The organism is Microcystis sp. M31BS1, assembly GCF_020245285.1.
GTDB lineage: Bacteria > Cyanobacteriota > Cyanobacteriia > Cyanobacteriales > Microcystaceae > Microcystis > Microcystis panniformis.
Genome location: NZ_JADBVE010000108.1, coordinates 1 through 13,308, shown reverse-complemented (window position 1 = coordinate 13,308; position 13,308 = coordinate 1). Strand labels below are relative to the sequence as shown.

The following is a 13,308-nucleotide window of genomic DNA, read 5'->3' as shown; positions in this document are numbered from 1 at the left end:
CTTTATTATCCCTAATAATCTCCAATGAATAACTTATTTGAACGTAAACCTAGATTACTAATTCTTACCTTAATTCTGATTATTGTCTGGGGATTGTCTTCCTTTCAAATTTTGCCGCGCATGGAAGATCCCGAAACAATTAATCGAGGTGCCACCATTACCACCAATTTACCCGGTGCCAGTCCTTATCGGGTCGAATCCCTAGTGACCGAAAAAATTGAACAATCTCTCTCTAGCATCAAAGAAATTAGCCTGATTGAGTCCTCCTCAGAATTAGGGCGTTCCACGGTCAATATTGAACTTAAAGATGAAGTGACTGATGTGGATCCCGTCTGGTCACGCATTCGCGATCGGATTACCGATGTCATCCCGCAACTACCCCCAGAAGCCCAAAGACCCTTATACGAAGAAGGATATAGTAAAGCCTTTAGTTTATTGACTGCCATCCTTTGGGATCTAGATACCGCTCCTAATTACGCTATTTTACGCCGACTTGGCCAAGAACTGTTCGATGAATTAGAAGCCCTTTGGGGAACCGAAAGGGTCGAGTTAGTCGGGGTTCCGGCCGAGGAAATTTTAGTCGAAATCGATCCGGTGAAATTATCCTCTCTGGGCCTAACCGCCGTCGAAGTTGCCCAACAAATTCAAACCAGTGATGCCAAGGTCGCCGCCGGACAACTTCGCAGTAATCGCAATAATTTATTATTGGAGGTCGATACCAGTTTAGAATCACTCTCTCGGATTCGAGCAATTCCGATTCGTTACAGTAATGATGGACAATTTACCCGTTTAGGAGATATCGCTCTAGTTACCAAGGGAATTCAAGAACCACCACCAGAACTAACCATTATTAACGGTAAACCGGCTATTGTGGTGGCCGCTATGATGGAATCGGGGCAACGCATAGACGAATGGACAGCGGCAGCCCAGGCCAAGTTAGACCTGTTTCGCCCTTCTCTCCCCCAAGGTGTGAGCCTCAAGATAATTTTTGCCCAAAATCGTTATGTGGCTAACCGACTCGATGGATTATTCAGCAACATGATCCTAGGGTTACTCTGTGTCATGGGGACAGCTTTTGTGATGATGGGATGGCAGTCCGCCTTGGTGGTGAGTGTATCCTTGCCTTTATCGATCCTGATGGTCTTTGCCGGTATGAATCTCTGGCAAATCCCCCTACATCAAATGTCGGTGACAGGAATTGTTATTGCTTTGGGACTTTTGATCGATAACGCTATTGTGATTGTCGATGAACTGCAAAAAGGACTACGGACGGGAATAGCTCACGAACATATTGTTGCTGAAACCGTTAAACAGTTAGGGATTCCCCTCTTAGCTTCTACCCTAACCACGATTTTGTCTTTTATGCCGATCGCTCTTTTGCAAGGAGGCACTGGCGAATTCGTGCGTACTATCGCCCAAACAGTGATCTTAGCCTTGGTTAGTTCTCTAATTTTGTCCCTAACGATTATTCCTGTCCTCAGTTTACGTTTATATCAACTGACTCATCGCTCGCACCAGACAAAAACCCATTGGTGGGATACGGGAATTAATTTACCGCTCCTAACGGGTTGGTATCGCCAAATTTTGAAGTTAATTCTCTATTTTCCCGTATTAGGTCTGGTTATTGGCTTGATTATCCCAATTACTGGCTTTGTTGTCGCTGGCACTCTCCCAGAAGAATTCTTTCCCCCAGCAGAACGAGATCAGTTAACCTTAGAAATCGAACTAGCCCCCACCACAAACCTAGAAGTAACTCAGGTAAAAGTGGCTCAAGCTGCAAAAATACTGCTAGATCATCGAGAAATTGGGGAAGTTCACTGGTTTTTAGGGCGTAATGCTCCCCCCTTCTACTATAATCTCTCCGATGGCATCAAAGACTCTCCTAATTTTGCCCAAGCATTGATTCAACTTCGGCAAGTTTCTGATGAACCCCAATTGATCGAAACCTTACAAAAACAATTAAGTCAAGCTCTACCGATGGCAAGGGTATTAGTTAGCCCCCTAGAACAGGGTCCACCGGTGGGCGCCCCGATCGAAATTAGGGTTTATGGCTCAGAATTGGAGATGTTAAGGAAAATTGGCGAGTCCTTACGGGAAGAACTGGCAAAAATACCTGAAATAACCTATTCTGTTGCTGATTTAAGTGAAATTCAAGCTAAGTTAGCCTTAAAAATTAATGAAGAAAAAGCTCGACTGATTGGTTTGGATAATGCGGCGATCGCAAGTCAATTGGATAACCTTTTAGAAGGTTCTGTGGGTGGCTCGATTTTAGAAGCAACGGAAGAATTACCCGTACGAGTCCGAGTCGCTAATCGCGATCGCGAGCAACTGCCACAAATTGCCTCTTTAAATATTCTCGGTAATTCCGCCACTGCTGAACGGGCGAATATTTCCCTTTCCTCCGTGGCAGAATTTGATTTTCTCCCCGAATTAGCCACGATTCCTCGACGAAATGGCAAGCGAATTAATACGGTGAAGGCCTATGTTCAAGCTGATGCGATCGCTGCAACGGTTTTAGACGAATTTCGCCAAAACTTAGAATCGGGCAAATTTTCCCTTCCGGCAGGGTATCGGCTCGAATTTGGCGGAGAGGAAGAAGAAAGAGATACAGCTGTGGCTAATCTAATTGCTAGTGTGGGAGTCTTGGCGATTCTAATGCTATCAACCCTTGTTCTTTCTTTTAACTCCTTCCGTCTTGCTGCCCTAGTTACTGTCGTCGGTATTAGTTCAATTGGACTAGCCTTATTTTCCCTCTGGTTATTTGAATATCCCTTGGGATTCATGTCCATTTTAGGCACTATCGGCTTAGTTGGGGTTTCCGTTAATGATTCTATTGTCGTGGTAGCGGCTTTACAAGCTTTACCCCCCCATCTTCAACGCCAACGCAAGGCAATCCGGGAAGTGGTCATTGCTTCCACCCGTCACATTCTTACCACTACCTTAACCACCGTGACGGGATTTGTGCCATTATTCCTCTACGGCGGCGCTTTTTGGGAACCCCTCGCTATCTGTATTTCCATCGGGGTGATCGGAACCACCTTAAGCGCACTGGTATTTGTCCCGTCGGGATGGTACTATCTCGCTCAAGCCCAAAAGGTTTCCCCTCTGTCTGTTTCTGAGTAGCTTGATTAAATACCACTTTTGTAGAGACGTTGCTGGGCAACGTCTCTATTGATTTGAGTAAAAATACCCTGAAAGTCCTCTCGGCTCCACTGCCCTGATCCGAGAAAATAGGGATAATTGGCTGGGTTAAATATAATCGAGTTTAAACAATAGATAAGTTTTTTAACAAGAGTAGTGTTAGATACTAATTACCCGATGGACTGGGGTAGAATTGGAAAAACCAGTGCAACTGTTTTAGCCAAGCTACTTAACTATGATGAAAATTAACTTGCTGTTCGCGTTATCTTCTCTTAAAAAATCGACAAAAAACTTTACATAAACTCAAAAGAGAGCCTGATAAATTTCTCATCTAAAAGCTGAGTTAGTTATCGGACAAAGTTTTTAGGTGCTTTTGTTGATTACTTCTTAACCACCATCTTATAAGTAGAAGAAGGGAGATGAAAGTTAATCAGTTACTAAGACTCTACGAACAAGGAGAGCGGGATTTTTTAGCCATTGACTTGATGAGTCTAGATCTACAACAAGTGACTCTAATCGCTGTCAATTTTGCTGCGGCCAATTTGCGCGGAACTAATTTGAGTCGCTCTTTTCTGACTAAATCAAATCTGCGGGGAGCGAGTTTAAATTGGGCGAATTTAACCTATGCCAAATTAAGTCAAGCGCAATTAGTGGAAGCGGACTTAACCAAAGCTAATCTCACCGGGGCCTTTATGGTACAGGCAAACCTGCGTAACGCGCGATTAAGTGGGGCGGATCTTTCCCATGCTAATCTCCGGGGAGCGAATTTATGCGGGGCGAATTTATGCGGGGCGAATTTATACTTAGTTAATCTCTTGGAGGCAACCCTAGATAAAGTCAATCTCAATTGGGCCAATTTGCAGGAAGCGCGGTTAAGTGGGGCTAAATGTCGTCAGATTTCCGCAAGGGAAGCCAATTTTAGCGGCTCTTTTGTTAAAGAGGTGGACTTTCAGGGGGCTAATTTAGAAAGGGCTAATTTTAGCGAGGCACGTCTGACGGGTAGTGATTTACGCGGGGCCAATTTAGGGGGTGCTAATCTAGCGGGAGCGCGGTTACAAGAGGTAAATCTACAGGGAGCGGACTTGAGGGGTGCTAACTTGACGGGGACTTGTTTTGAGAGCGTCACCGGTTGGACAGAAATCGTCCAAGAAGATGATATTTTTCCCCTAGACTGGTTTCAGCCTCGTTTTGCCACTTAAAAGTCAATATATCGGCCGAAATCCCCTCCTTTTCCTATCGATTAACGATTAGCTGGAGTGGTTAATCTTTGGTTAGGAATGGGGATTGGGGGAGCATTATTCGGCTCATCCTCGAAGGGTAAAGCAGGGGGAGGAGGAGGAGTGGTAGCGCCGGGAGATGGTGCTGGAGATGGTGTGGGATTAACGGCAGCGGGGGGACTTTTCGGGGTGACGACGGGTGCGGGAGAGCTAAAACCGAGGAGATCTTTGCCAAAGGGAAAAACATTCCCCCAGCGTTGAATATTGGGATGGCCAAACCAATCTTGACGGGACACCTTCACCGAGAGCAAAGGTGCGATCGCTCCTGATTTTTCGGCCGTTATTAATAAATCAATTTTATTAAGACCCTGTTGTTGATTAAAACGACTGATGATAGTTTTCTCCGCTAATTGCGATGCTCTAGTCAATAATCCCTCGTAGGATTCTCCCTGTTGAACTGCAATAGGAAGATTAACAGTGGATTGAGCTAAAACCACATCAACGGCGATAATTCCCGTCAGCAGCGTTAAAACAGTAATAGACTTGTACATAGGACAGACGGTTAAACAGGCACTCCCTGGCTAGGGTCGGGATCTTCCCTGTGAGAGTTCCCCGATCGCTTTCTTAAATTACCATAACCGCTCTCTGGCCACAATGGAAATTTTCCAGTAGCGAAATCGTCCTTAGTCCCTAGCAATAGGCAATAGGGGAATAATTAGGGCTGGCTGAATAAATCTAAAAACTTTGTTGGATAATATCTTTAGGCTTTTTTCAAATCAAAAAGTACCAGCCATTGGAGTGATCAGAGGGAAAATTCCGGGACTTTTTCCCTGAAAATGGGTAAAACCCCACACCCCACACCAACGAAAAACTTTTTCAGTATAACCTAATTGTATTTGTCCCTATCGACCAGAGGTTGTTAATTATGACACAAACTAGCGAAACCGTTACCTATTCCCTTGAATCTGTCCTGAAAGAAATTAAAGATAGTATTAAAGAGGTTAATCAGAAAATTGACTCTCTCCAAAGAGATATGGGTCAGAAAATAGATTACTTTCAGAGAGATGTGGATCAAAAATTTGACACCCTGCAAAGAGATGTGGATCAGAAAATCGACAATCTCCAAAGAGATATGGATCAAAAATTTGACAGTCTCCAAAAAGATGTTAATCACAAATTTGACAGTCTCCAAAAAGATGTTAATGATTTAAAGGTGGAAGTCACAGAAATCAAAGGAGATATTAAAACTCTTGATCAGAAAGTCGAAACAATGGATAAACGACTGGAAAAAGTCGAAGATAGTTATGCGATCCTAGTTAAAGATATTGCTGACTTGAAAGGGTTTAAATCCCTGATTATCCCCATGGTTGTGGCTTTTTTAAGTGCCGTGGTAACTTTGGGATTGCGCGGCTTTTTTCTTGGCAACAAACCTTAATTTTTTATTTCAATAAAATAGTTATCTGTAAGAGGGTTTTAATTATGACACAAACTAGCGAAACCGTTACCTATTCCCTTGAATCTGTCCTGAAAGAAATTAAAGATAGCATTAAAGAGGTTAATCAAAAAATTGACTTTCTCCAAAGAGATGTTAATCAAAAATTTGACACCCTGCAAAGAGATGTGGATCAGAAAATCGACAATCTCCAAAGAGATATGGATCAAAAATTTGACAGTCTCCAAAAAGATGTTAATGATTTAAAGGTGGAAGTCACAGAAATCAAAGGAGATATTAAAACTCTTGATCAGAAAGTCGAAACAATGGATAAACGACTAGAAAAAGTTGAAGATAATTATGCAATCTTAGTTAAAGATATTGCTGACTTGAAAGGGTTTAAATCCCTGATTATCCCCATGGTTGTGGCTTTTTTAAGTGCCGTGGTAACTTTGGGATTGCGCGGCTTTTTTCTTGGCAATAAACCTTAAATATATCGGTGAATATTTTAATCATCAAGTTTATTTTGTAATCTACCAATAAAATCCATGAGTTTTTGTATTAATCCTCATTGTCCCAAACCGAAAAGTATCACGGAGAGTCGTTACTGTCAATCCTGTGGTTCCGACTTGCTTTTAAATGGTAAATATCGAGTCACAAATTTATTGAGTGCCAAAGGTGGATTTGGTAATACCTATGAAGTGATAGATGAACGTAAAATACCCAAAGTATTAAAAGTTCTTACCTACGATTCTAGCAAAGCTATTGATTTATTTCAACAGGAAGCCAATCTTTTAAAACAATTAAATCACCCCGGTATTCCCAAAGGAGAAAACTATTTTATTTATCATCCCCGGGAGAGTCAAACTGCTTTACACTGTTTAGTTATGGAGAAAATTGCTGGTATTGACTTAGAAGAATATCAAAAACAAAGAGGATTTAAACCGATTGATTATAATCTCGCTTTGGATTGGTTAACTCAGTTAGCCAATATTCTTCACGAAGTTCATAAACATAAATTCTATCATCGTGATATCAAACCTTCTAATATTATCTTAAAACCCGATGGTCAATTAGTTTTAATTGATTTTGGGGCAGCGCGACAGGTGACTAAAACCGTCCTAGCAGGAGGTAAAAATACAGGAATTTATACCCCCGGATATGCTCCTCCTGAACAATCTCTTGGTCACTCTGTCCCCCAATCAGACTTTTATGCTTTGGGCAAAACTTTCGTCTTTTTGTTAACCGGTAAAGAACCCAGTGATCCAAAAATTTATAACATTAATACCAATGAATTTAACTGGCGTAAATATGCACCAAATATCCCTTCTCGATTAGCAGATTTTATCGATAATTTAATGGCAGAAAAACCTATTGAACGACCGAAAAATACCAAAACTTTGCTAAAAATTATTACTGATATTAAAGCCAATCCCCATCAAACTAAAAAAACTAAAAAAACTAAAAATTCTTCTCCTGAAAAACCTAAAATTATTCCTATTCCCAATCCGGCACTTATTTCTTTAATCGCTGCAATTTCTCCCAGTTATGCTGGGTTTTGGCTCCGTTTCAAAGCCTCTTTAATTGATTCTTTTATCGTTCTTATTATCGCCGCTTTATTAGGTGGTTATATCTGTTTTCGCTTACAACAATGGTCAACTTTTCAAGACTTAAATCTTGATTTTGATATTCCCAAAGAAATGTGGGTTTACTATGCAGCGGGATTAAGTGCAGCTGGAACAACAATTATCGGGTTTGCTTTATTTGTAGCGGCAATTGTTTATAATATTCAAGCCAAAATTAACTTTACTCACGAACATATTGCTATCCTGACTGCTCTTGGTTTAGGAATAGTTATTAAATGGTTATATTATGTTTTATTAGAATATCTTTTTAAAGCAACTATTGGTAAAATGTTTTTTGATTTATCCGTCACCGATAGGGAAGGAAGACGCATATCTTTTGCAAGAGCAAATCGCCGCTACTTACTAAAATATCTCTCCACTGCTCCCTTATATTTGGGCTTTTTACTGGCAGCCTGGACAAAGAAAAAACGCGCCCTTCATGACATGATTTCTGGTACACAAATCCGCAAGAAAAAGTAACCAGATACTAGAAAAGTAGGGAGATGAGAGCGGGACGATAGGATAAGATTAACTACAATAGGGACAAGATATTCCTGCTCGGTAATTGGGGGACTGTTTATCTTGTTCATCGATGGGATGACCGCAAGCGGGACACATTTCATAATGTCCTACCTCTAGATTAGCTGTTAGTGCTACTCTTTGATCAAAAACAAAACATTCTCCTTGCCAAAGACTCTGATCGGCACTAACTTCTTCTAAGTATTTCAAAATACCTCCCTCTAGCTGATAAACTTGAGAAAAGCCTTGATTTAATAAAAAAGCTGCCGCCTTTTCACAGCGAATTCCTCCCGTACAAAAAAGAGCTATTTTTTTATCATTAATACTATCAAAATTTTCCTGAATATACTCAGGAAATTGGCGAAAATGCTGGATTTCTGGGTTAAGCGCTCCCGCAAAAGTACCGATCGCCACTTCATAATTATTACGAGTATCGATAACTACCACGTTCGGCTCTTTCAGCAATTGGTTCCACTCTTCAGTTTTGAGATGAATTCCTGTTTTTTCGAGAGGATTAGCCTTGGCTTGACCAAAAGTCACAATTTCCTTTTTTAAGCGAATTTTTAAGCGTTGAAAGGGCAAATAATCACAAACAGACTCTTTCACTTCTAGATTAGCTAAACGAGTATCGGTTTTTAACCAACTAATCACCTCGGCGATCGCTTGACGGTTCCCTGCGATCGTTGCGTTAATCCCCTCGGCTGCCAGCAGAATAGTTCCTTTAATTCCTCTTTCTTGGCAGTATTTTTGTATTTCTGGCTGTTTTTGACGATAATCTGACAAAGCCACAAACTGGTAAAAAGTGGCGACTAGATAAGACATGGCAAGTAAGGGAAAAATTAACTTGTAATATTTTTCACTATAGGTTATGATAACGAAAGTGTCCTAAAAACCAGATCGGGGGTTTAGCTCAGTTGGTAGAGCGCCTGCTTTGCAAGCAGGATGTCAGCGGTTCGAGTCCGCTAACCTCCATAGTCCTGACTGATTCCCCTGCGCTTGGTGATTAGCTCAAGTCTTCTTGGGGAGACAATTAGCTAGTTAATTATTAAATGATGTCTCGTACCTATCAAGCTACTGGAATCAATCTACAAGGAATGGCCTTCGGAGAAGCCGATCGCCTCTTAACTATTTTGACCGCCGAATATGGTTTAATTAGAGCCATCGCTCCCGGTGCGCGCAAGTATAAATCTTCCCTGCGGGGTAGAAGTGAACTATTTGTGGTCAATAATCTGTTAATAGTCGCAGGAAAATCCCTAGATAAGGTCGTTCAAGCTGAAACTATCGAATCTTATCCCAAATTAAGTCAAAATCTCGCCAAACTCACCGTTAGTCAATACCTCTGCGAACTGGTTTTGGCGATCGCACTGAGCGAACAACCCCAGAGGGAATTATACGAGTTAATCTGCAGCCATCTGGCCAGAATTGAAGTCCTCGACGAGAATGAATACATACTTCCCTACCTTTGTCAAGCAATTTTTCATTTCTTAATAATTGCCGGCTTAGTGCCGCAAGTCCATAACTGCCTGTTGACGGGAAAAGCTTTAATTGGGAACAATTGCCTAGGATTTAGTTTCGAGGCAGGGGGAATAATAGATCTAGCTGCCCTAACAGAAACAATCAACCCGCCCAAAATCGATAGTAAACTGACGTTGCAAGAACTGCAATTACTGCAATGCCTAGGAAAAACAGATTTTCCCCCAGAAGAAAACCTTACCTCAGAACTAGCTTGGATTAACCTCGATCGCCTGCTGCGCAGCTATACTCAATATCATCTGGGAAAAACTTTTCGCTCCTCGGCATTAGTTGAGGGTTTATCTCCCTTAGAATTTTAAACAGATAGCAAAAATCATCATAATGCAACTGTTTGACTCAGAAACTGACGACGCTACGTCTAGCGCCTCCTCCACTCCTGTTTTTAATTCTTCCGATTCCTCACCGAGGCAATCCGACGCAGAAACCATGAACCGCTTGCCTAAACGTGCGCCCAAATCCAATCCCAGTCAGGGTTTTGCCCCAGTGCTAAAAAACCCGCGCTTTCTCATTCTCTGGGCGGGGGGAATTTTTTCCCAATTAGCGGATAAATTCTATTTAGTCCTGATGATATCCCTAATTGCCACCCATTACCAAAAAGCCGATCAGTCGATTAGTGGCTGGGTATCGGCGATAATGATTGCTAATACAATTCCGGCGGTGTTAGTGGGTTCGGTGGCGGGTGTATATGTTGATAGATGGTTAAAAAAACAAGTTTTAGTTATTTCTAACCTTTTACGCGGGGCTTTTGTCCTCGTTATTCCCCTATTATTGTGGTTAGTGCGCGAGCAAACTTTAGCCGTTCCCCTCGGTTGGTTGCCTGACGGTTTAAGAAATTGGCATTACCGGTTACAGGGAGAATTTAACTTACCCTTCGGTTTTTTCCTGTTGTTAGTCATTACTTTTCTTGTCTCCACCTTAACCCAATTTTTTGCCCCTGCCGAACAATCTACCCTGGCATTAGTAGTAAAACGTCGTCATCTTCTACCCGCTAATTCCCTCAGCACTTTAACCACCATGGCGGTATTAATTATCGGTTTTGCCATCGGTGAACCTCTATTAGCTTTTGCTGATAGCATTTTCGGCACTAGAGCCGGACAATTTGACTTAGGAAAAGTGATGATTGTCGGTGGTTTTTATATAATTGCCGGTTTAATTCTAATTATCCTGCGAACTAGCGAAAAATATATTATTCCTACCGCAGAACAGCCCCATGTTTGGGAAGATATCCGCGACGGCATTCGTTACCTCAACAAAAATCATAAAGTTCGTAACGCTCTAATTCAATTAGTCATCTTATTCTGTATTTTTGCTGCTCTATCAGTATTAGCTGTCAGTATGGCCGAAAAACTACCCGGGTTAAAAGCCTCTCAATTTGGCTTTTTATTAGCCTCCTGTGGTGCGGGAATGGCAGTTAGTGCCATTACTTTGGGTTATTGGGGTCAAAAATTCTCCCACACCCGATTAAGTCTCTGGGGTTCCCTGGGTATGGCGGCAGCTTTAATCGGTTTATCCCTAGCAACAAAGAGTTTAATTTTAGCCTTCGCTATGACGGCTTTATTAGGGATTTTTGCCGCTTTAGTCGGGGTTCCCATGCAAACTACCCTACAGGCAGATACACCCCCCGAAATGCGCGGTAAAGTCTTTGGTTTAGAAAATAATGCCGTTAATATTGCCCTCTCTTTACCCTTAGCTGTCGCGGGTATCGCCGAAACTCAATTCGGACTCCGACCGGTATTATTAGCTTTAGCAGTTATGGCAGTTATCGGCGGCGGTTTTACTTGGTATGTTTCTCGCAATTTATCTAAAGATTAGCGGAACTTTTCAGTTATCAGTTATCAGTAAACAGTAATCAGTAGTTAGGAGTTAGGAGTTAGGAGTCAGGAGTTAGGAGTCAGGAGATTGAATAGAAAACGGGTTTCTTGAAGAAACCCGTTTTCTGGATCACCCTATTGCAGACAAAGAGCGAGCTAAGGTTAAGGCGGAATGTCTGCGCTTGTTAATCACTTTAAGGTTAGATGCGGCGAAAATGGAATTAATTTCTGGATTTATTGATACTTATCTCAATCTAAATCCGGTCGAAGAGATACAATTTCAAGAAGAGATTAGCACATTTAGTTAACCCGTACAGGAGGGAGTTATGCAAATTACCACCAGTTGGATGCGTCAAGGTATCGAACAAGGTATCGAACAAGGTATCGAACAAGGTATTGAACGCGGTATTGAACGCGGTATCGAACGTGAAAAGACATTGATTCTTCGTCAACTTAAACGCAAGTTAGGGGAGATTAATCCTGCATTAGAAACTAAAATTATGGAGTTAAGTATTGATGATGTCGAAGCATTAGGAGAAGCTTTATTCGACTTCTCTGCGGTTGAAGATTTAATCAATTGGTTAAATACTTTAACTGCCTAGCTTTGACATTAGCGTTCGCCTTTTGGAGAAAACGGGTTTCTTTAAGAAACCCGTTTTCTGCGATTGTAAGTACAGTATATCACAAAAATTGCTTCGGTGGTTCAAGAGAACTGATAACTGATAACTGAAATGACTAACCCAAATACTGATTTTGATACTCCTTGGAAAGATGTCTTAGAAATCTACTTTGAAGACTTTGTTTCCTTCTTTTTTCCTCAAGCTCACGCGGGTATTGATTGGAATCAAGGCTTTGAATTTCTCGACAAAGAACTTCAACAAGTGGTGCGGGATGCTGAGTTAGGCAAACGTCTCGTCGATAAGTTGGTGAAAATTTATCGTCTTGCGGGAGAAGAGACCTGGGTTTTAATCCACATAGAAATCCAGGGTCAGCGAGAAATTGACTTTGCTGAACGGATGTTTGTCTATTACTACCGCATTTATGATCGTTACAGGCGTTCAGTAGCGAGTTTGGCAGTTTTAGGTGATGATAATGCTTCTTGGCGACCCAATCAATTTGAGCGTGAGTTATTTGATTGTCAAGTGAGTTTTCGCTTTCCGGTCGTCAAGTTGCTAGAATTCAAGCAGCAGTGGTCAGCTTTAGCAGCCAGCCGCAATCCTTTTGCTACAGTCGTGATGGCGCATCTCCAAGCTTTAGAAACTCGGCAAAACCGAAAAAAGCGCAAAGAAGCGAAATTAGCATTAACTAAACGGTTGTACGAACAGGGTTATCAACGAGAGGATATTATCAACCTCTTTAAGTTTATCGATTGGCTGATGAGCTTACCCACTGAATTAGAACAAGAGTTTCAACAGGAATTAAATCAGTACGAGGAGGAAAAAAGAATGCCTTATATTACCAGTGTTGAAAGAATGGGAATGGAAAAGGGGATGATTCAAAAAGCTCGAGAATCTGTCATTGATGCCCTTGAGATTCGCTTTGAGAATGTGCCTTCTGAACTGGTTGATGAGATTAGCCAAGTTAAAGACACTTCTCTTCTAAAAAATCTCCACAGACAAGCGATTACTCTTGACTCAATCTCAGATTTTCAAGGCTATTTAAATCAGTTAATCAAACCTGAATAATTCTGGTTTGTCGCCCAAGAAAACGGGTTTCTTTGAGAAACCCGTTTTCTGGATTTCTGATGATCGCCTGTTGGAAAAAATTTGTAGCGTATTATACAGACTTATACGGTGCGTTACGCTAATGCTAACACACCCTAAGAGTGAGCTAACCCGCTCCACTTTTGTCCACTTTTATTGATTTAATGTCCACTTTTACCGTAAGTCTTGTGGTTCTTCGTTACTTGGTATGGTTCGATAGGGGGGCATAAATCGACTAAATCCTTATCTGGCAAGAGACTTAATTGATTAGTTCGCTCTAGAAAAAAACAATTAACAAAAATCGCTAAATGCCTTTCTATATAAGGG

10 protein-coding genes, 1 tRNA gene and 1 pseudogene are annotated in these 13,308 nt (G+C 41.5%); 10 read left to right on the top strand and 2 right to left on the bottom strand.

Annotated elements, in window-relative coordinates:
* Positions 1-24 precede the first annotated feature (24 nt).
* Entirely contained in the window at positions 25-3,123 is a 3,099-nt protein-coding gene (locus IM509_RS06165) for an efflux RND transporter permease subunit (protein WP_185237853.1), read from the top strand.
* Positions 3,124-3,560: 437 nt separating this feature from the next.
* Complete coding sequence (locus IM509_RS06160) at positions 3,561-4,340, top strand: pentapeptide repeat-containing protein (RefSeq protein WP_052277751.1); 780 nt, start codon at positions 3,561-3,563, stop codon at positions 4,338-4,340.
* Positions 4,341-4,381: 41 nt separating this feature from the next.
* On the opposite strand, the gene IM509_RS06155 is transcribed toward IM509_RS06160, so the two are convergent.
* Complete coding sequence (locus IM509_RS06155; protein ID WP_052277752.1) at positions 4,382-4,909, bottom strand: hypothetical protein; 528 nt, start codon at positions 4,907-4,909, stop codon at positions 4,382-4,384.
* 374 nt (positions 4,910-5,283) lie between these two features.
* Here IM509_RS06155 and IM509_RS06150 point away from each other — a divergent pair, with 374 nt between their 5' ends.
* Genes IM509_RS06150 through IM509_RS06140 form a run of 3 tightly spaced genes read left to right on the top strand, consistent with a single transcriptional unit; the run spans position 5,284 to position 7,895 of the window.
* Positions 5,284-5,793: a coiled-coil domain-containing protein gene (locus tag IM509_RS06150; RefSeq protein ID WP_052277753.1), complete on the top strand. Its 510-nt coding sequence runs from the start codon at positions 5,284-5,286 to the stop codon at positions 5,791-5,793.
* A 44-nt stretch (positions 5,794-5,837) separates the two neighbouring features.
* Positions 5,838-6,281, top strand: a complete 444-nt coding sequence (locus IM509_RS06145) for a polyhedral envelope domain-containing protein (protein WP_052277755.1) — start codon at positions 5,838-5,840, stop codon at positions 6,279-6,281.
* A gap of 57 nt (positions 6,282-6,338) precedes the next feature.
* Positions 6,339-7,895, top strand: a complete 1,557-nt coding sequence (locus tag IM509_RS06140) for a protein kinase domain-containing protein (RefSeq protein WP_052277756.1) — start codon at positions 6,339-6,341, stop codon at positions 7,893-7,895.
* A gap of 48 nt (positions 7,896-7,943) precedes the next feature.
* On the opposite strand, the gene trhO is transcribed toward IM509_RS06140, so the two are convergent.
* Positions 7,944-8,756: an oxygen-dependent tRNA uridine(34) hydroxylase TrhO gene (trhO, locus tag IM509_RS06135; protein WP_052277757.1), complete on the bottom strand. Its 813-nt coding sequence runs from the start codon at positions 8,754-8,756 to the stop codon at positions 7,944-7,946.
* Positions 8,757-8,833: 77 nt separating this feature from the next.
* On the opposite strand from trhO, the gene IM509_RS06130 reads away from it, so the two are divergent.
* The 5 genes and pseudogenes from IM509_RS06130 to IM509_RS06110 all read left to right on the top strand — a co-directional run bounded on the left by IM509_RS06130 (position 8,834) and on the right by IM509_RS06110 (position 12,963).
* Positions 8,834-8,906 (top strand) — tRNA-Ala (locus tag IM509_RS06130).
* 77 nt (positions 8,907-8,983) lie between these two features.
* The gene (gene recO, locus IM509_RS06125) at positions 8,984-9,766 is read left to right on the top strand and encodes a DNA repair protein RecO (RefSeq protein WP_052277758.1); all 783 of its coding nucleotides are present in this window, start codon (positions 8,984-8,986) and stop codon (positions 9,764-9,766) included.
* Positions 9,767-9,788: 22 nt separating this feature from the next.
* Entirely contained in the window at positions 9,789-11,279 is a 1,491-nt protein-coding gene (locus IM509_RS06120; RefSeq protein ID WP_072923475.1) for an MFS transporter, read from the top strand.
* Positions 11,280-11,415: 136 nt separating this feature from the next.
* A pseudogene (locus IM509_RS06115) lies at positions 11,416-11,880 on the top strand (DUF4351 domain-containing protein); the annotation flags it as partial.
* Positions 11,881-12,009: 129 nt separating this feature from the next.
* Entirely contained in the window at positions 12,010-12,963 is a 954-nt protein-coding gene (locus IM509_RS06110) for an RpnC/YadD family protein (protein WP_052277760.1), read from the top strand.
* Positions 12,964-13,308: the final 345 nt, after the last annotated feature.